The organism is Shewanella sp. GD04112 (assembly GCF_029835735.1).
GTDB lineage: Bacteria > Pseudomonadota > Gammaproteobacteria > Enterobacterales > Shewanellaceae > Shewanella.
This window is the reverse complement of the sequence record NZ_JAOEAL010000002.1, coordinates 58,056-75,731: the sequence shown is the minus strand read 5'-3', so window position 1 is coordinate 75,731 and position 17,676 is coordinate 58,056. Positions and strand designations below refer to the sequence as shown.

General features: G+C 45.0%; 21 protein-coding genes. 20 read left to right on the top strand and 1 reads right to left on the bottom strand.

Annotated features, from left to right (window positions below):
- Positions 1 to 137: 137 nt before the first annotated feature.
- The 20 genes from N7386_RS21840 (at position 138) to N7386_RS21745 (ending at position 16,916) form a co-directional block, all read left to right on the top strand.
- The gene (locus N7386_RS21840) at positions 138 to 1,937 is read left to right on the top strand and encodes an ATP-dependent helicase (protein ID WP_279771172.1); all 1,800 of its coding nucleotides are present in this window, start codon (positions 138 to 140) and stop codon (positions 1,935 to 1,937) included.
- Positions 1,938 to 2,463: 526 nt separating this feature from the next.
- The gene (locus N7386_RS21835) at positions 2,464 to 2,835 is read left to right on the top strand and encodes a hypothetical protein (RefSeq protein ID WP_037426830.1); all 372 of its coding nucleotides are present in this window, start codon (positions 2,464 to 2,466) and stop codon (positions 2,833 to 2,835) included.
- Between the two features lie 313 nt (positions 2,836 to 3,148).
- On the top strand, positions 3,149 to 3,346 hold the full coding sequence (locus N7386_RS21830; RefSeq protein ID WP_037426827.1) for a hypothetical protein: 198 nt from the start codon (positions 3,149 to 3,151) through the stop codon (positions 3,344 to 3,346).
- 344 nt (positions 3,347 to 3,690) lie between these two features.
- Positions 3,691 to 4,086, top strand: a complete 396-nt coding sequence (locus N7386_RS21825; protein ID WP_011711540.1) for a hypothetical protein — start codon at positions 3,691 to 3,693, stop codon at positions 4,084 to 4,086.
- Positions 4,087 to 4,264: 178 nt separating this feature from the next.
- Entirely contained in the window at positions 4,265 to 5,332 is a 1,068-nt protein-coding gene (locus tag N7386_RS21820) for a DUF3150 domain-containing protein (RefSeq protein WP_011711539.1), read from the top strand.
- Positions 5,333 to 5,428: 96 nt separating this feature from the next.
- The gene (locus tag N7386_RS21815) at positions 5,429 to 6,403 is read left to right on the top strand and encodes an AAA family ATPase (protein ID WP_011711538.1); all 975 of its coding nucleotides are present in this window, start codon (positions 5,429 to 5,431) and stop codon (positions 6,401 to 6,403) included.
- A gap of 82 nt (positions 6,404 to 6,485) precedes the next feature.
- A complete protein-coding gene (locus N7386_RS21810; protein ID WP_279771165.1) occupies positions 6,486 to 8,123 on the top strand; it encodes a hypothetical protein in 1,638 nt (545 codons plus the stop codon).
- 189 nt (positions 8,124 to 8,312) lie between these two features.
- Positions 8,313 to 9,332 carry a toprim domain-containing protein gene (locus tag N7386_RS21805; RefSeq protein WP_224022287.1) on the top strand — a complete coding sequence of 340 codons (1,020 nt, stop codon included), beginning with the start codon at positions 8,313 to 8,315 and terminating at the stop codon, positions 9,330 to 9,332.
- A 145-nt stretch (positions 9,333 to 9,477) separates the two neighbouring features.
- Positions 9,478 to 9,780: a hypothetical protein gene (locus tag N7386_RS21800; protein WP_086904914.1), complete on the top strand. Its 303-nt coding sequence runs from the start codon at positions 9,478 to 9,480 to the stop codon at positions 9,778 to 9,780.
- Between the two features lie 327 nt (positions 9,781 to 10,107).
- The gene (locus tag N7386_RS21795) at positions 10,108 to 10,539 is read left to right on the top strand and encodes a hypothetical protein (protein ID WP_088212894.1); all 432 of its coding nucleotides are present in this window, start codon (positions 10,108 to 10,110) and stop codon (positions 10,537 to 10,539) included.
- Between the two features lie 506 nt (positions 10,540 to 11,045).
- Positions 11,046 to 11,411 carry a hypothetical protein gene (locus tag N7386_RS21790; protein WP_011711534.1) on the top strand — a complete coding sequence of 122 codons (366 nt, stop codon included), beginning with the start codon at positions 11,046 to 11,048 and terminating at the stop codon, positions 11,409 to 11,411.
- Between the two features lie 111 nt (positions 11,412 to 11,522).
- Complete coding sequence (locus N7386_RS21785) at positions 11,523 to 11,957, top strand: hypothetical protein (protein ID WP_011711533.1); 435 nt, start codon at positions 11,523 to 11,525, stop codon at positions 11,955 to 11,957.
- Positions 11,958 to 12,078: 121 nt separating this feature from the next.
- Positions 12,079 to 12,366: a hypothetical protein gene (locus tag N7386_RS21780; protein WP_011711532.1), complete on the top strand. Its 288-nt coding sequence runs from the start codon at positions 12,079 to 12,081 to the stop codon at positions 12,364 to 12,366.
- Positions 12,367 to 12,494: 128 nt separating this feature from the next.
- A complete protein-coding gene (locus N7386_RS21775; protein WP_086903604.1) occupies positions 12,495 to 13,868 on the top strand; it encodes a DNA cytosine methyltransferase in 1,374 nt (457 codons plus the stop codon).
- Between the two features lie 91 nt (positions 13,869 to 13,959).
- On the top strand, positions 13,960 to 14,508 hold the full coding sequence (locus N7386_RS21770) for a hypothetical protein (protein WP_037429958.1): 549 nt from the start codon (positions 13,960 to 13,962) through the stop codon (positions 14,506 to 14,508).
- Positions 14,509 to 14,637: 129 nt separating this feature from the next.
- On the top strand, positions 14,638 to 15,069 hold the full coding sequence (locus tag N7386_RS21765) for a hypothetical protein (RefSeq protein WP_037429956.1): 432 nt from the start codon (positions 14,638 to 14,640) through the stop codon (positions 15,067 to 15,069).
- Positions 15,059 to 15,511, top strand: a complete 453-nt coding sequence (locus N7386_RS21760; RefSeq protein ID WP_086903606.1) for a hypothetical protein — start codon at positions 15,059 to 15,061, stop codon at positions 15,509 to 15,511. The genes N7386_RS21765 and N7386_RS21760 overlap by 11 nt, the downstream gene beginning before the upstream one ends.
- A gap of 67 nt (positions 15,512 to 15,578) precedes the next feature.
- Positions 15,579 to 15,803, top strand: coding sequence for a 2Fe-2S iron-sulfur cluster-binding protein (locus N7386_RS21755; protein WP_279771152.1), 225 nt, complete (start codon positions 15,579 to 15,581; stop codon positions 15,801 to 15,803).
- 71 nt (positions 15,804 to 15,874) lie between these two features.
- Positions 15,875 to 16,315, top strand: coding sequence for a hypothetical protein (locus N7386_RS21750; RefSeq protein WP_011711527.1), 441 nt, complete (start codon positions 15,875 to 15,877; stop codon positions 16,313 to 16,315).
- A 100-nt stretch (positions 16,316 to 16,415) separates the two neighbouring features.
- Positions 16,416 to 16,916 carry a hypothetical protein gene (locus tag N7386_RS21745; RefSeq protein ID WP_166485396.1) on the top strand — a complete coding sequence of 167 codons (501 nt, stop codon included), beginning with the start codon at positions 16,416 to 16,418 and terminating at the stop codon, positions 16,914 to 16,916.
- Between the two features lie 66 nt (positions 16,917 to 16,982).
- On the opposite strand, the gene N7386_RS21740 is transcribed toward N7386_RS21745, so the two are convergent.
- Positions 16,983 to 17,636 carry a hypothetical protein gene (locus N7386_RS21740; protein ID WP_011711525.1) on the bottom strand — a complete coding sequence of 218 codons (654 nt, stop codon included), beginning with the start codon at positions 17,634 to 17,636 and terminating at the stop codon, positions 16,983 to 16,985.
- Positions 17,637 to 17,676 lie beyond the last annotated feature (40 nt).

The window sequence follows — 17,676 nt, the reverse complement described above, 5'->3', positions numbered from 1 at the left end:
TAGAATTACCAACAATGTTAACACAGGCTTAATACTTGGCAAATTTCTTGAAATATAATATGAGTGGTTAAAGGTTGATTGTTTTGCCTGTGAAAATTATCATTCGGACAACACATAAATTTAATGGTGAAGTTTAAATGGGCTCAACAAAAGATCAGGGGTTAGTCATCGAGCGTGACGACAATACCCTTGTTTGTGCATTACCTGGAAGCGGCAAAACCTATGTTTTGGTAGAGCTGACTAAGCGTTTACTGTCCAGAGATGGCGCCTATTCTGTCCATTTACTTACGTTCACGGATGCGGCTCGTGTTGAGCTCACTGAGCGAATGCTTCACGCCCTTACCCCACGAGCTATGGAACGGGTAACTATCAGTACCTTTCATTCAACTGCGTTAGCGATGACTCGCGGCAAACTTAATCGCCGGTTATTAATGGCCAATGAGTTAATGCTGTTCGTTAAGTCGGTGCTCAATGAAGCTGACCATTTAGACCTCATTGATAAGTTCAGATTTAAGGTGCCGGACGTTGTTAGGCTGTTTGATGAAATGGGCCGAAGCCAAGACCTGTCAAAAGAGTATAGTGGCACAGAAGTTGCCTTGTACGAGCTTTACAAAGATATGCTGATTAAGCAGGGCAAGACGGATTTTAACGTCGTATGCCAACTGTCCGTGAGTTGGCTGGCGCAAAGTGAAATCCCTCCTGTGTCGGCTACGCATATTCTGGTAGACGAATTTCAAGATACCGATGCACTGCAATACATGTGGCTACGTGAACACGCGCTGCTTGGTAAAAAGCTGGTGGTCGTTGGTGATGACGATCAAGCTATCTACTCGTTTAGGGGTGGCCAAGGATACGACAATATGGTGGCCTTTCAGTCAGAGTTTAACGCAGATGCTTACGTGTTAAGAGACTGCTTTAGATGCTCAAAGGAAATCCTGAATCGAGCGGGGATGCTGATTAAGTTCAATAACCCCGATAGGATTGATAAGCCGATGAATGCGGTTAGGGAAGAGCAAGGTACTGTCAAAATCATTAAGTCTGGCACGATGGATAACCAGCTTAACCAGATTTTAGATGCGGTGAGCAAAGAGCCTCATACGTGGGCAGTAATTGCGAGGAACAATGCCATCCTTGACCGCGTTGAAACGGTTATTCAGGGTCATGGCATTGAGTACAATCGACGCGGCGGTAAGTCGTTTTTTGATGGCGTAGCACCCTACAGCTTGATTCAAATTGCCTCTGTGATTTCAGGCAAACATGATGACCATACCCTGCATCGGGCTTTGGCGGCTTTGTCAGTGCCAGAGGCGGAAACGGCAAGAATTATTGGTTTATGCCGGACGGCGAAAACGACCTTTGGCGGCCTTAAACATGCGGAGATTGGTCATCATGCTGACCTGCAAAAGTTCCACTCATTAGCTGAAGCCTGGCATGACATACCTGCAGGGCGTGAGGATGCTAAGCGAACCTACATGCAATCTATCGTTAAATTGTTAGCCATACACCTCGATAAGCGGGACCAAAAACATGCTCAAGTCGTCGGTGATGTCATTGCTGGACGTCACTGGGAGAGCCTGGGCGAAAGTATTGCGCAACTGAAGTCTTCGTTAGACTGCAAAAAGCGTAAAGACCAATCAGAAGAGGCCGCACCTAAGCTGTCATTGATCACTATGCACTCTTCAAAAGGTTTGCAGTTCGACAACGTGTGGATTGTGGGGAGCGACACAGGAACCATCCCGAGCAAAGAGGCGTTAGCAGAGGGTAAGATAGCGGAAGAACGTCGATTAATGTATGTGGCCATGACCCGCGCTATCTCGTCGCTCACTATGAGTTACACCAGTGAGCCCAGTGAGTTTCTGTACGAGGTTAACAAAGAAAGGGTTGTAGAGCTGGAGTCTGGATATGAAGACGATGCTGACGATTTTGACGCCGCTTGACATCCTCCACCCCCTAAAGAAGTGTGGGGTTTTACGCTTAAACTGACAGATTGACAAACCAGTGAAATTAAAATAATGTGTATGTGGGCGGATGCCCTTCGCCTTTCTAAGTGTTCTACTTTTCAGTAGGCATTCTTTTCAGGGCCATGATGTACACACCTGTTCATGGCTTTCGTATCGGTGGCTTTAGCTATTTCTGATTTACCTCCAGTTTCACTAGGAAATAACGATTTCCTAGTGCAATTGCGCAGCCGAACCTCCCACCTAAACGTCTGGCTCGCTGAATATCAGCTTTCCATTTCTTTACGAAAAATCTATCACTGAAAAATTCAGTTAGATAGATTCGGCGTTTAGTTCAAAAGGTGTTGCTACGCAGCAACCAAAAGTCTCCGTTAGCCTCGGACTCAGACTCAATTCAGATTAGCGACCTGAAACCAGATGTTTAGATTTTCTAAATATCTTCCCTTGTGGGTGAATATTCCCCCACAGGGATTGTTCACCCAATTTTTAATTATTGGAGTGAACTATGAATAGTATTTTTTCGGCCGAGAGTGTTCTGCATCAGATCACCCTTAATCAAAAAATCACACTTTGTGACGCTGAAGGCGAGATTCAAACTGCTTCAGCTCAGATTGCCTTGCTTAACGATTCTCCGTTTCGTGATGTCAATTCAAAAATTCAAAAAAACGCCAAATTCCATGCTGATTTAGCTGGTGAGTTGTGTGGGACCCTTTATTTATCTGCGGCTGAATCTTTGAAATCAGAGATGGTTGCGACATTTAAAGAACTAATGAATCGACTCCCTTTAGAGCTTCAAGACAGTTTTACGTATGCCTTGCTTGACTCTGGCGCACGTACACGCTTGGCCAAACGGAATCTATTCAACTTGTTACATTGATTAACAAACCTACCTTTTTGGGGTGATGAATTGCCCTAAAAGGCGTTCTCACCCCTTTTCTTTTTTATTTTATTAAAACTGGAGTGAGACTATGGACGCTATCGTATTTGCGGCAATCTTTATGGGTTTTATGACTATCTATCTGTTTTTAGTTAGACCTGTATTAGAGAGATTGGGCCTAGTTTGGTAATGCCAAATTAACCACTGTAAATCGACATCACTTAAGCGTCCTCTAGGACTGTTTATGGGGTGTCACTAATGCTCTTTCGCAATAGACAGCACTAGCGACACTCTATAAACAGGAATTTTACTTATGTCTACACTATCTGCGATTTTCTTCTCTGATCTGAATGTGCTCGTTACCGCGTCTGAAAAATGTGTTGCTATTACATCAAGCAAGGTTGGTTTTGATGTGAGCAGCAGTGATCATGGCGAACTGGCTGAGCGTTTATCAGTTTGGGCAAAATCTCAAAACATTCTGTCACCAGAGGAAACTCTAGGTGTTATCTAACCGGCTAGTAAGACCGTCTTACGGACGTGTCAGCCAATCAGTGCCGGTGCTGATTGGCACAACTAACCAAAGTGGGTTTTTTCAAGCCTATTTTGCTTAGTACCACTCCATGCTTCCTCACAACAACTCCCAATTAAGCGCTGAACATCAGTATTCCAATCGCCTACGCGAAACTGGAATTTAATTGCCGAGTTGTTGTTTGGTTGTGGTGCGTCTACTAGAGCATCTAGTTTGACCATCACAATCTCCCGAAAGGGCGCTTTGATGCTGCGTTAAGCATTTTTTCCCTTGTGGGTTCTGCCCACTAAAGGGCCGTACCCGCAACTTATTTATTTGGAGTGGGTATGGCTAAAAAATATCAAACCCGCGAGAAATCGTTGGGTGAATTAGGCATTCATGAATCTGTTGATTGGAGCGCTGAACAATGTCGCGCTTTTTGGGACGGAATCATTTCTGCAAATCTGGAGTTACTGAGAGATTCGGTGACTGAAGCGGAAGACATTCTTGACTGGGTGTTTTCAGAGCAGTTTCTAGTTGCTTGTCGTTATGCTGGTTTAGATTGTGATTTACTGAGGGATGGTGTCTTAGACGTCGTTGACCCAGTTGAAATCGTCAATGCCAGAATAAAGCTCAACAACGAAACTTGGTCTAAAAAACGCACTAAGCAGCAATCGCAATTGCGAAATGGCGAAGGCGTTTGGCAGACTATTTCTTGGGGCGAATCATTGGCACTATTTTGAGTCAGTATCGCTCCAGCATATCCAATTGCATCAGTAAAATCCGAGCCATAAAACGCCAACGGAGTTTGACGGCTGCAGCTGGTGAACAAATCAATTTATTAACCCTTGGGGTGAGTTTTGTCCCCCCGGGGCAGACTCACCCTTTTTTTATGCCTAACGGGCATATTTGGAGTGAGTCATGAAATTTAATACCGCAGGTAACATCGCTGCACGTCAGGCCAAAATTGCTTCATTGCAAGGCCAAAAAGGTCTCCATCTGTCTTTAGATTTCTCGTCCTTTTCGGGCAAGAAGTCAGAGAAATCATCAAAGGTATTTGATGATCAAGGTGGGGACGTGTCAGAAGTCACAGAGAAGCCTCGTAAGTTCTTGGTTGATAAATCAGCCCTTAAATTCGTCAGTAAATATTACATGAGAGCTAAGCGACTCATGGATACTGCTGGCATTCCTGTTTGGGGTGGGTGGTTAGTCCCTGAGAGTGAGTTCGATACCTTAAAAATTCGCTTTGAAGCAATTCAGCGTGCTTTTAATGAGGAAGCAGAAGCCTTCGTGAAAGATTACGAAGAGCTGCTGGATAACCAGTGTGCGGCACATCCTGAAGCGGCAAGATTCATTCGCCGTGATGCGCCTACTGTCAGTGACGTGGAATCACGCTTCTATATGAGCATGAGCCCACCAATGTCTATCGTTATCGGTTCTATGTCCGATGATGAATCGGCTGCTGCTGATACTCACTTGGATAAAAAGCTGCTTCAAGAATTTGCGGATTTGTCAGAGGATGTGTTGAATAAGATTGGTCGCGGCGACGTGATTGGTCAAAAGGCAATTTCATTCCTTGCTGATATGGAAGCAAAGGCGGCGAACTTCAGTTTTCTTTCTGATACTTGGGTCGGACTTGCGGCATGTCTCAATGAGATGCGCAACTCGTTCCCTAAGAATGGGCAACTGGATAGCAAATCGTTAGGTTTGTTACGGCTGTTACTAACGTCATTAAGCAACAAAACCGCGCTTGAAACTCTGTTAACGTCATACGACGAACTAGGCTTGGAAGCGATGGTTGAGCCTGAAATTGTTAACGAGCCTATGGCTGAGATTGATGAAGATGTCGCTCAGTTGCTACATGCGTTACGCGGATCCACAGAAGACAGTGGTGAAACGGAAGTTACAACGGCAAAAGTGACTGAAGAAGTGGAGCACTCGGAATTAAGTGCCGAGTTAGATGCCGCTTTTGCTGCGTTTTTTAATTAATTTTTAAACCCTTGGGGGTGAGTTTTGTCCCCATGGGGCAGACTCACCCTTTTATTTTAATGCCTTACGGGCATTTCTAAAATTTTGGAGTGAGTTATGTCTATTAAAGCTAAACAAGTATCCGGTGCAACAGTATTCCCATTATGCCCAACTTTAAGCGGTAAAATGGTCGCTGTTTTTGAAGGTATGGCTAACGTGCCAAAAGTGAACCCCAAGTACAGACCAAACGAGCGTAATTTGCTCATTGCGCTGACTTGGATGTTCGGAAAGAGCCGTAACATGTCACTGGCTTGTTATGGCGAAACAGGTACGGGTAAAACGGAGTTTGTCGCGTTTCTTGCGGCTTCTCTTGGCTTATCTCTGCACCGAGTATCCGTGAGTGAAACCATGCGCCCCGAAACGCTGAAGGGCAACATTGGTATCAAAAATGGTGAAACCGTTTTTGAAGAGAGCGTGGTGGTCAAAGCGTATCGCGAAGGCGGTATTCTGTTGCTGGACGAGCTGGATAAAGGCTCATTCGACCTGCTAGCTAGTCTTCACCCAATCCTCGAGGGCAAACCTCTTGCGATTGAGAAAACTGGCGAGGTGGTAAATCCTCACCCGCTCTTTAGAGTAATTGCAACGTGTCAGACCCCAGGTATAGCCGACATGTCTGGCCGTTACGGTTCGATTTCATCCGATATGGACGAGGCGGTTAAACGTCGCTTCCTTTGGATTGGCTTTGAATATCCAGCAATTTCTGTGGATACAGATATTCTCGGTGATATGACTAAGCTGTCTTATCGTATTCGTCTTGCGATGGCGAAATTTGCCAAAACGGTACGTGATGCGATGAACACCGATGCTGTCAACGGCAATTCTCAGCACTGCATTCAATCAGCACTATCAACTCGTGTTTTAGTTGATTGGGCGGTAATGTGGGAGTTGTTGCCTGACTTCACGATGCAGGAGGTGTTTGAGATTGTGTTTACAGCCGCTTCAACTCCTGAAGAGCGTCTAGCGCTTAATGAGTTGGGCAAGCTGCATTTAGCTGAAATGTTTACGCAATCGCTAACAGCTGCGAATGCTTAATTTAACCCTTGGGGGTGAGTACGCCCCCAAGGGCTTTCTCACCCCATTTTTTTTTACCTTACGGGTGCAATTGGAGTGAGAAATGAAAAGAAATACTGAACAAGCGTCATTCTCGATGCTGTCGAATGCGTTAACTCGCAAAGGCGTTAACGTCACGATTGCTGGTGGCAGTTCTTACACCAACGGTAAAAGAATTGTCATTGGGGTTGGCCCGTGGGATCAGATGGTTTGCTCGTTACTTCACGAGTCGGCCCATCTCAATCACACCAACTTCAGTGCAATCGGAAACGTCATGCAGCAGACCAGTACAGCGTTGAAAAACGCAATCAACGTGCTTGAGGACATAAGAATCGACTTGCGCAATATCAGGGAATTTCCTGGCGCAATACAGTCTTATCAATCAAGCCGAAGAATATTGGTAGACATCATTACCAAGCGTGAGTTTACAAACTGTCTCGACGACATTTTGTATTACGTACTTCTAGTCGGAAACCTTGAAAACGGGATTACTGCGATCAAACCAGCATTAGCTGGATTTGATTGGGTAACACTGGAGCTTGATAAGTTGTGTTTGAAATACGCACAGCTTGCACAAACGGCGAAAGACACCTTAGAAGTGCGTGAGTTGGCAGAAAACCTTCTGTTAGAGCTTGCGGCAATGCAACAGGCTAATCAGCAAGAAGCTGAAGGTGAAGCTGAAGGTGAAGGTGAAGCTGAAGGTGAAGCGGAAGGTGAAGGTGAAGCTGAAGGTGATGCTGAAGGTGATGCTGAAGGTGATGCTGAAGGTGATGCTGAAGGTGATGCTGAAGGTGAAAGCAACGGCAAGCCAAGCGGTAAGGCTCTTAGCAATAGCGCAGGGTTCAACGAAATCGATTTGGAGCAATCTTTCGAGGACTTGGACGTAGGCAAACTGTTAGAGGCTCACCGAGATCAGCAAGATATGAGTAACTATTCTCGTGTTCCTAAACCAATCAAAGTCATTCCTTACACTGTGCAGGAGTTGTTGCGTGGTAATCCAAACAGTGTTTTCCCTGCGGCAAATCTGCAGGTGAATGGCGCTGTCACCAATGCTATTAAGGTCATGTTTCGACAACGAAACATGAAATTATCCGGCGTGACGCAGTTTGGAGAGTTAGACGAGGATCGGTTGGTCGATGCTTATCTGGGTAACCCTGGCGCCAAAAACATCCGTCGTGATGTCGCGGCAAACCTTTCAGTTGGTGTGTTGCTTGATGCTTCAGGTTCTATGGGGTATCCGTGGGACGACACACACCGCTCTTATGTAGCAACAAAGGCGGCAATGGCAATGACACAGGCTCTTGAAAAACAGAGTGGTGTTTTGACGTCATTATCGTTGTTTGGTGATTTTTATCTGGAGCTAAAAGGTTTTGCTCTGAAGAAGACACCTTCGGTTTTGCCATATGTAGAGCTCGGCGGCACAAGTACTGGAAGTGCGATGATGGAAATGGGCAGCAAGCTCATTTTACAGTCATCGCAAAAAAAGGTGATGTTTGTGATTACCGATGGTCAACCGGACGTTCCGCAGGAAGTGGTTGGTTCTCTCGATTGGTTAGCTCAGCATGGCGTTGTGGTTTTGCCTGTCATCATTGGTCAGGTGGACGTAAGGTTTACTGGTTTTAAAGACCTTAAAGTAGCCTGTATCGACCACGTCAACGAGTTACCGAAACAGTTAATGCAGTTGCTTAAGCAACACATTTAACACTTTAAATCCCTAGAGGGGCGTACTTCCCCTCTAGGGAGAAGTGCGCCATTTAGCGCATGAATACGCAGTTTGATTGCTTCCCTGCAATCGCTCTCTCTGTGTGTTCGTCCTAGATTTCCCTCGGGGGATCTTTGATGCGTTCTCTAGTTAGTGGGTATCAAAGATCCCCTGAGTAAAGGAGCATTTATGGACGCAATACAAAAAATCCAAGCTATTCGGTCTAGCGTTAATCCGTTAGACATTTACGGCAAAATTCCGGCGCTCAGCGAAGCGCTACGCAAGAAACCATCTCAAGTACCTGATCCTCGGACGGGGAGTGGGACAACCGTGTTTCGAATTGCATCCAATGGTTCAACTTACCTCAACGGGGTTGGTTACATGGATGTGATTGATACGGTGGCATACGTACTTGATCTACCGAAGATGAAGGCCTGCGATGAAATCAGTCGTTTGGCTAATCTGAAATTAGATTCTGAGTACGTGGCATCGGGTTCTAGCAAACCTGCCGAGTACACATTACCTCCTGAAGATGTTGCAAAACGAACCGAGTCATTACGCAAGGTGTGGTCAAAATCCGTTCTCGCAATGGAAGCTGATTATGTGAAGGCTTATCTGTCTAAACGCGGTTTAGATGTATCTGACTTACCCAATACACTGCGCGGAATTAAATCGTGTCTGAACGTCAGCAATGTCGATGGGAAATTGGTGAAAAGCTGGACTCCAGCGATGTTAGGCGTTTATTTCGATAAAGAAGGCAAGCCCCTGACATTGCACCGGATCTACCTGACACCCGAAGGTAATAAGGCCAATGTGGAAGACGTAAAAAAAATTATGTCGCCACCAGGTGATATAAGAGGTGGAGCTATCCGCCTTGATTATCATCCTGGGGAACACTTGGCTGTTGCTGAAGGCATTGAGACTGCTCTGGCAGTGCGAGAGATGTCCGGTTTACCGACGTGGGCGTGTTACAGCGATAGATTGTTAGAAGCTGTTCACATTCCATCGAGTGTAAAACGAGTCAGCATTTTTGCTGATAAAGACGTTTCTGGCGCAGGTCAGGCGGCAGCGGAAAATCTCAGGAAGCGGTTAGAATCGCATGGTGTTGAGGCTCGGGTATTTTTCCCCAAGCAAGCAATACCAGCGGGTTCGAAAGGCATTGATTGGCTTGATGAATACAATCAACTATCAAAACCGACAGCGGCTTGAGTCGTAAATGAATACCTTACAAAAGGTGTTCATTTTAAAGTGGATTAATAACAGTCTACTTTGAGATGAACACCTAAATACCACACACAGCGAGGGCGAAAGCCCTCAATGGGAAGCCCTCACTCTATAAACTAATGGAGTGAATATGAGTCAAAACGGCTTTCCAAACTGCCCAACGAACTACGTTGATGAAGTGAGCTTTTTCCTTGAGTTTCAGCCGATACCGAGCAAGAAATCTACAGGAGAAGAAATCCACATCAACGGAAAAAACTACCTGCACCCCGGCGTGAAAAAGGAGGAATCCTGTAGCGTATGGCGGTTCATTGAGACAGACGGTGAGCGAATGATCACAAGCTCTCACACCGATTGCGGTGAAGTGCTTGGATACGTTCTTAGCCGGAAGTCACCCCCCGCAGGTATCACTATCAGGGTTCCCTTTGATAGTTAATTCCAAAGCCCTGCCAACGCGGGGCCGTTACCGAGTGGCCAACTTTGATGACTACTCGGTAACGGCCTCAGTGCTAACCGAGCAACCCTTCCAACCTTGTTTAAGACCGTCGTAAATCGACTACTTTAAATACAGTTGGATTTTGCATGACTAATGTACTTGATGATTCTTGTACTGCGGTCATGTATTGGCGAAAGCCCGTCGAACCTACGTTAAGGTCTAACAATGCTTTAAGTACCGCTTAAAGCCAAAACCCTTGAGGTGTGCATAGCCTCAAGGCCTGCGCACCATTTTACTTTTTTACTAATTAATTTTTAGGAGTGAGTTATGGGCGCAGGTCATTTTTGTCTAGCAAACGCAAGTACCGTACATATCGAATTACCATTTGATGAAGCTTGGGAACCTTGGGAGTTGCACGACGAGACTCAGTGGTTTATTGAGAACGTAAAAAAGACAGTTCAGTCTCTTTTACCGAAATCATTCACTGAGCCAACATTTAATGTTCGCACTAGAGATGGAGAAATTATCGCTGAAAACGGCTTTTATAAAGTGCTGTTAACCAGCTGGTGTAGCTACATCGCTATCAGCGTACAAATCAAAGAAGCGAATTGGTCAGAACCTTGGGAATTTAATCCTTTGGCTCTTTTCCATCATGCTTCTGCAAGTACAAAACTTTTCGATGAGTTAAGTGAGCAATATGAAGTCCGAATCGCGACAAGCGCTTGGACTTCTGGTGCTTACATTCGAGAAGCCGCATAAATATAAATCAACATAGATTAACCATCCCTAGGGAATTTTGCCCTAGGGCGGATTCCCTTTAATTAACTTTATAGGTATCCGCTATGAAAAAATTCATTTGTGATGGTGAGAACTCAGCAAGGGTGATTGATGCCACTTCACTGAAAATGGCTCAAGAATCTTTTGAGTTAGCTAATTATGTTTAGTTGTTCCACAGGAGAATATTCATGTTACAACAGAACGTGCTACGATGCTCAAGTAAACTTTTTATACGAGTATCTAACATGCCATCAATCACAATTCGATTTGATGATCGTGACACTCTTCTTGCAGAATTGGAGGCCAAAGCTTCTCAGCTCGGTATTACAACTGAGCAATTGGTTCTACGTTTCGTTTCAGCAGGAATGCAGAGTGACTGTTCGCCATCGATCGCAGGAGAGTCCATTGAGGATTTCTTCGCGAGAAATGGGGTATTCAGCAAACCATAATTCAATCAAATTATTTCCTACAACTAGGTCGAGGTTCCTATGAGTAACCCTACGGCCCTAGTTGGGGTCATTCTATTTGCCTGGTTCCCTTCGGATGAACATCCTAATCGGCCAGGCCCCAAATTCCGTCCTGTTTTAGTTGTTGATGCAGACCCGTCTGGTACACAGTTGCGCTTGGCTTACGGCACAAGTCAACGAGTGGACGAAAACCACCGGGGAGAGCTCACTTTTAGAAGTCACGAGATGGAAAAATTAGACAAAGATACAAAATTTTGCCTCGGAAGAACTCGCTGGGTTCCTGTGACACCGGAATACTTTGTCAAAGATGGCAAACAAGTGATCATCGGCACCATACCTAAAAATCGCGTTAGAGACCTCTATTTGCGAGTACAGGAAGTGCTGTAACCTTAACGAATTTGATTTTTAAACCCTTGGGGGTGAGTTTTGTCCCCATGGGGCAGACTCACCCTTTTATTTTAATGCCTTACGGGCATTTCTAAAATTTTGGAGTGAGTCATGCAATTACAGAAAATCAGTTTCAAAGAAGCAAAACAACTTGTGGCTTTGACGGCACCACATTTGGACGTATTGATAAACCAAAAGCGTCAAACAATCGTGCTGTTTTACAAGGGGATGGAAGACATCCTTTATGTAAAAGGGTCTCAAGTCATCGTTGTAGATGATATAGAAAACCTGACAGGTTTTGGATTAGTTAATTCAATCCAGAACCTGAACAACATCATAATGAGAGCAGACTTTGATGATTACATATCCCTTATGAATTGGGCATCTTCGGAGCATCTTCAAGATGCAGAGAAGGTGGTCAATCAAGACAGGATATTGGAGTTTCATCAGAATGCCTCCCGCACTGCATTATTAGCCGCTTCGATTTATGAAAATCTTAAATTGATTCAAGCCGAAATGCGTAAATTCGAAACAACAATGGTTTGACACCTTTCAAGCGAGCCCAGCGCCGCTTAGTGAAAGAGCCTTTGTAGTCGATATTTAACCCCCAAGGGTACACAAGTGCCTTTGGGCTGCGTGTACCTTTAATCAGTAGTGAGGACACGCTATGAGTAAATTAGAAGGTGGCAGTAAAAGCGAGATTATGGATCGTCGAGAGCAGCGTTTTTTTGCGATTTTCGATGCTTCTTTTTTAATAACTGGGCTTTTTGGATATGTACTGCTTTTTAATGCGACCAAAGAGGATTTAATCGTTTTAATTGGGGTCGTTAATTCGTATGTGCTATTGAATCAGCTTGTTAAGGCAAGTTTCAACTTCAATTACATCCTCAAAGTGGCAGTTATATCTATCGTCTTTAGCGCGATATACCGCTTTTTAGCTTCACTAGCAATTTAACCAAGACAGTTAATGCTGCCATTGCAGCTTAACATCAAAATTTAACCCTTGGGGTGAGTAATGTCCCCTAGGGCCATAGCTCACCCTTTTTTGTTTTATGCCTTACGGGCATTTATGGAGTGAGTCACATGGCAACAATCATTAATACTAAAATTGGTGATTCCAAAGGCCGCGCTCGCGTGTGGGTCGAGGGTTCCAAGCTATCACGAGAAGGGTGGGATGCAGGTCGAAATTACACTATTCACGCAAACGGAAATGAAATCCGCTTAGCGGCAGATGAACAGGGTAAGTACACCGTAAGCCGTCGCAGTAAAAACGGTAATATCACACCCATTATCGATTTAACCTGTAAAGCGATTACAGAGGTTTTTGAAGGCATTAGCAAACTCAGAGTGTTGATTAAAGCAGGGGTAATCATTATCTCAGCGCATCATCAATCTGAGCGGGTTAAGAGTCGGGAATCACGATTAATGTCACGCCTGCAAAATGGTGAGTCATTGAAAGTGGCCTCGTTATTCCATGGCGGTGGCGTGTTAGATAAGGCTGTCCATCATGGATTAGAGTCGGCGGGGATCTCCAGCAAAATAGCTGTCGCTGTTGAGCTAGAGTCCCAGTACCTAGATTCGAGCCTGACCAACAATCCAGAGTTGTGGGATAGCAGTTCTATTGTGATTGAGTCTCCGGTTCAAGATGTGAACTTGCAGCAATGCAATATGGAGGTCGATGTGCTGGTTGCGGGTATCCCTTGCGTCGGCGCATCAAAAAGCGGTCGAAGTAAACTGAAGCTCCAGTTCGCAGAATCTCACGATTCGGCAGGCGCTTTGTTCTTCTCGTTTCTTCAGTTCGCGCAAGTGTTAAATCCGGCGATTATCTTGATAGAAAATGTGGTCGAATACGCCAACACTTCATCAATGACAGTCATCAGGTCTGTGCTGGGTTCGTTGGGGTACAACCTCCACGAAACCACATTAGATGGTGGCCGCTGGGTTTTAGAACGTCGTAAACGCTTAGCCGTTGTCGCTCTGTCGTCGGGAATTGATATGTCAGAGTTTGACATCTATTCACTTATGCCTTCTCGCTTTCCAGAGGCCAGTCTAGGGCATATTTTGGATGCGGTGCCGGACGGCGACGACAGGTACAAGCCGTTTGATTATCTGGCGGCGAAGGAAGAGCGCGATAAAGCGGCAGGTAAGGGGTTTGCTCGTCAGTTATTGACAGCAGATTCCGATGGCTGTGGTGTGATAGGCAAGGACTACGCGAAATGCCGTAGCACTGAGCCATTCATCATCAATCCAGTTGACTCCGCGTTATCAAGATTGTTCACACCGGTTGAGCATTGCCGCGTGAAGGGAATCCCAGTTGAAGTCATTCAGGGATTATCTGACACAGTGGCGCATCAAATCCTTGGGCAATCGGTGATATACCCTGCCTTTAAAGACTTGATGCAATCAGTAGGACAAACGCTTTTAACCAATACCGTTAAAGCTGCCATTGCAGCTTAACATCAAAATTTAACCCTTGGGGGGGGGCCATGCCCCCAAGGGCCATGCTCACCCTTTTTTTATACCTGCCAACGGGCAATAGGAGTGAGTTATGGGATTTTTCTCTTGGAAAACAGCTGACAAAAACGAGTCTATCTACAACATCTATTCTGGCTGCGAAGTCAAAGAAGTTTATATGTTGCAGCCTCACGACCAGCCACCAATCAAAGAACCCGAATATGAGGGTTGTGGCGTATTTGGTGGTGTAGATGCGTATGTCTGGCTAGCTCAAGCCAATGCGGAGCATTACGGTTTCGACAGTAATGAGCTAGACAGCGAAGAGCTACGCGGTCTCGGGATTGCGATTGAGTTAGGTGATGTCTTACAAGACACGCAAACAGGCGATTATTGGCATCTATGCAGTGATAATCGCATGTTAATACCTGGCAGATATGCAGCATGTAATTACGCTGAAGTGATCCCCGAGTTAGGTGATTGTGCAAACAATCTGATCCAATCAGGTCGTTTTAAGCAGGTGAGAATTAAGGCGATAAAGCCTGCACTTTACCTACTTAAGTTTTCACATAACCCTCGTGCCATTTACGAAGATTTACCGCCCTCAAAGCAATGCCCAAAACAGGGATTTTTCGTAAAGTGGTGAGAGCGAGTAATCGTTCCGTTGTTAGTCGTTTACATTTTTAACCCTTGGGGGTGAGTTTAGCCCCTCCGGGCCATAACTCCCCCTTTTTTAGTTTATGCCTTACGGGCATTTTTGAATTTGGAGTGAGATATGGAAAATTTAGTAGTTGGTGCCTGGGAAACAAGCACTAAAAAAATCGTGGCCTATGCCACTTTACAGGGTATAGAAATTGACCGTCGCCCTAAGCGCCATGTTTATCACATTGGTTTATATGAGATAAAACAATCAGGCGACGTGAGACTTGCTGCAGTTGAGACCGTGAAACTCGAAGGGAACCTACTTCCGTTTGAGATTCAGGATGAACTAGAACTCATGAATTTGTGCTTCTGGGGCTTCCGTATTGCGAAAGCAAAACCTACGTCTTTGAAGTCAATTAGCCGTGATGATATCGGGCTTATTGAGTTCTGCTATGCAATGTCTTCGAAACCTCAAGCCATTCCGTTGCCACTCACTGAAGAAGTGAGCTGGAACGGGATTGTGAGCTTCGGTCAAAACGCAGGGAGATTAGCACATGCTAAATAATTCTCATGCAAGCAAGAAAGCGTCATTGTTAAACATTAACGAGCTTAAAGAGGCGTTAAATAGTATCGATGGCAACCTGTATTGGTTCAGAAAAAGAGGTCCGAGATACATCTCAAGTAAGGAAATTGCTCAGCAACGATGGTTACGCCGACTCATTAAGAAGCGCATCCAAAAAGGGAGAGCAAAACCGGAGTTAAGTATGTATGGGTCTACAATGGTCAGAGATTTCTGGCCATTCGGCGGCTCATTAAACTTTGAGACCTCGCTTAAGAGTGGATGGGAGCGGGAGTATTGCGACGAGTATCAAGGATTATGGGTTAACCCTCAATCTCTCATGTTATGCACTTACACCGAAGGGGACGTGGTTTACGTCAACGCCCCTGACAAGCTTACGTACCAATCGGAATACAACCGGCACATCTGTTTCATCAACGATCTTTAGTCACGATTAATAACTATCGGGTAAGACCTTACCCGACGGGTGTGGCTTACTTTAAAAGGAGCAAGTCATGCTTATATCAATTGAGTCAGATAATAACTCCACTCTTCTTTTGCAGCTTGAAGTTAAAGGTATTTCTGTTTTTACTGAATGCCGAAGCGGTTACTGCGGGGCTTACAGCACCAAATTAGTTAATGGAGTTGTAAGCTATAAAGAAGAGCCAGTTAGCGTCAAAGCGGGTCATGTGCTTGTGTGTTGTGCAAAAGCTCACACTGACGTGACCTTAGAAGTTTAATTTTTCATTACCCCTTGGGTGAGCAATCACCCATTGGGGTAGCTCACCCTTTTTTGTAATAGGAGTGAGCCATGAAAGTCGATAAGGTTATTCGCTTGCCGAGAGAAGACGAGGGCGGTATAGGGATTGTCCGAATGGGGAATTTCAATATTGTAAGTAGTCTATCTCGCCGTAAAGCGATTACAAGAAAGCGATTTATGCGTAAAAAGCCGGTGACTATACAAAACCTTGAAAATGGGCTTTGGATATTGCGATATGCAATGGGCAATTCTGGCAACCTTTCACTAACGAAGAGTCAGATTGCTATAGATTACGATGGTATTCAGCAGCTCGGTTTAACGCTGCGTACAAATCCCGTCAATCTAAAAGTAACCGATTCTTCTCAGTTAGAGATTTTCCTGCATTTCTGGCTTCACCCAGATCTAAACATTCGTATTTCAATGCGAATGGGGGCGATAGGACTTTTTCTAGGCGCCATTGGTTTTGGGATCTCATTAATCACGATACTTTAACTTAACAATGCAAACGGTCACGCCGTTGCAAATACCCTAGGGTGAGACAACCCTAGGGTTGCTCGCCCTCATTTAATTTTTAAATTTTGGAGTGAGCACCATGAATTACGAATCAGAAATTAATACTGTTTTCGCTTCTATGACAGCTGAATCGAATCGATTAAACCTGCCGATTGTCTATAAAGATGATTTAAAGGTCGATCTCGAAACGCTTACAAGGTTCGCTGACAAAGGTATCAAGCAGTTCTTGTGGCAGCTGCGCGAAGGCGGTTCGGTGTTAATCCCTGTGGGACTTGGCGTAAACCCGGTATATGTGAGCTTTTGGCACAATGCAGGTTACCCAACAAGCCCTTATTTAATCTCAATTGATGACGGGAAATCATCGATAGAACCGATCTCAATTGAAAAAATGCTTAATATTGTTCACCGGAAACCGCATGGTCAGGTGGAGGATATTATTAAGCGTGGATGCGATTTAAATATCTGGGGACTATGGAACACTCCCAGTTTTGAATCGTTTTCAGTGGCAGGTTGGCGCGATTATTTTCAGTATGCAGGCAATAAACTGATGGTGGATTTAATCAAGCAACATCTGCACTAAAGTGTAGAACGACGTTGGAATGCTACGGCATCCCTTCGTCGTTTTTTTTTGGGATTTTTTGGCTAGTTAATTTGAATAAACGGTCTTTAACGCGGCTCTTGCCATCGAAAACCAACCCGCAAAGGCGCTGGTGGCGGGTGACATTTTAAATGCACGATTGACCTTGAATAAGCGATTAAACGCGAGGCCTGCGCCGACTTCTGCCAACGACAAACTGCAGCGGTGGAATCGGTGGAGCACATCTTCTACTTCATCCACTGAAATAACCCCCGTTAACAGCAGATTGCTATTATCACTGTACACGGCGGCAAACCCTTCCAGTTCCGCATTGGGCGCAACGTTATATTGCTCAGGCTCGCTCATGGCATCAATGTTAGCTGTAGTGAACTCTTCCCCTTTGGAAATGGCTTTGACGCGGAATTCCCCAGCTGTATCCGATTTATACAACCGGTTGTAGCCTCGAGCAGTGAGTATTGGGTAAGGCTCTGCAATGCCTGGTATTGAGACTAAGGCCAAGTCTGAATGGTGAGGGTGCAGGTTAATCTCTTCGTCAAATAGGAGCTTAATTAGTTGCTTTAAATGCTCTTTATTGACCTGTTCTGGCGCGAGACCAATCAATCTTAAATGAACCTCCAAGAACACCAAACGACTCGGCGCACTGTTGCAGCCTAACTCCACTGCCAATTCGGAAAATAGTGGATGAATTGTAATGCGCGACATGCTTACCTCAAGATGTAAATTTGTTATGTGAACTTTATCT

Excerpts from the sequence above, each read along its gene's own strand:
- N7386_RS21840 (WP_279771172.1), top strand. The coding sequence starts at position 138 with ATGGGCTCAACAAAAGATCAGGGGTTAGTCATCGAGCGTGACGACAAT.
- N7386_RS21835 (WP_037426830.1), top strand. The coding sequence starts at position 2,464 with ATGAATAGTATTTTTTCGGCCGAGAGTGTTCTGCATCAGATCACCCTT.
- N7386_RS21830 (WP_037426827.1), top strand. The coding sequence starts at position 3,149 with ATGTCTACACTATCTGCGATTTTCTTCTCTGATCTGAATGTGCTCGTT.
- N7386_RS21825 (WP_011711540.1), top strand. The coding sequence starts at position 3,691 with ATGGCTAAAAAATATCAAACCCGCGAGAAATCGTTGGGTGAATTAGGC.
- N7386_RS21820 (WP_011711539.1), top strand. The coding sequence starts at position 4,265 with ATGAAATTTAATACCGCAGGTAACATCGCTGCACGTCAGGCCAAAATT.
- N7386_RS21815 (WP_011711538.1), top strand. The coding sequence starts at position 5,429 with ATGTCTATTAAAGCTAAACAAGTATCCGGTGCAACAGTATTCCCATTA.
- N7386_RS21810 (WP_279771165.1), top strand. The coding sequence starts at position 6,486 with ATGAAAAGAAATACTGAACAAGCGTCATTCTCGATGCTGTCGAATGCG.
- N7386_RS21805 (WP_224022287.1), top strand. The coding sequence starts at position 8,313 with ATGGACGCAATACAAAAAATCCAAGCTATTCGGTCTAGCGTTAATCCG.
- N7386_RS21800 (WP_086904914.1), top strand. The coding sequence starts at position 9,478 with ATGAGTCAAAACGGCTTTCCAAACTGCCCAACGAACTACGTTGATGAA.
- N7386_RS21795 (WP_088212894.1), top strand. The coding sequence starts at position 10,108 with ATGGGCGCAGGTCATTTTTGTCTAGCAAACGCAAGTACCGTACATATC.
- N7386_RS21790 (WP_011711534.1), top strand. The coding sequence starts at position 11,046 with ATGAGTAACCCTACGGCCCTAGTTGGGGTCATTCTATTTGCCTGGTTC.
- N7386_RS21785 (WP_011711533.1), top strand. The coding sequence starts at position 11,523 with ATGCAATTACAGAAAATCAGTTTCAAAGAAGCAAAACAACTTGTGGCT.
- N7386_RS21780 (WP_011711532.1), top strand. The coding sequence starts at position 12,079 with ATGAGTAAATTAGAAGGTGGCAGTAAAAGCGAGATTATGGATCGTCGA.
- N7386_RS21775 (WP_086903604.1), top strand. The coding sequence starts at position 12,495 with ATGGCAACAATCATTAATACTAAAATTGGTGATTCCAAAGGCCGCGCT.
- N7386_RS21770 (WP_037429958.1), top strand. The coding sequence starts at position 13,960 with ATGGGATTTTTCTCTTGGAAAACAGCTGACAAAAACGAGTCTATCTAC.
- N7386_RS21765 (WP_037429956.1), top strand. The coding sequence starts at position 14,638 with ATGGAAAATTTAGTAGTTGGTGCCTGGGAAACAAGCACTAAAAAAATC.
- N7386_RS21760 (WP_086903606.1), top strand. The coding sequence starts at position 15,059 with ATGCTAAATAATTCTCATGCAAGCAAGAAAGCGTCATTGTTAAACATT.
- N7386_RS21755 (WP_279771152.1), top strand. The coding sequence starts at position 15,579 with ATGCTTATATCAATTGAGTCAGATAATAACTCCACTCTTCTTTTGCAG.
- N7386_RS21750 (WP_011711527.1), top strand. The coding sequence starts at position 15,875 with ATGAAAGTCGATAAGGTTATTCGCTTGCCGAGAGAAGACGAGGGCGGT.
- N7386_RS21745 (WP_166485396.1), top strand. The coding sequence starts at position 16,416 with ATGAATTACGAATCAGAAATTAATACTGTTTTCGCTTCTATGACAGCT.
- N7386_RS21740 (WP_011711525.1), bottom strand. The coding sequence starts at position 17,636 with ATGTCGCGCATTACAATTCATCCACTATTTTCCGAATTGGCAGTGGAG.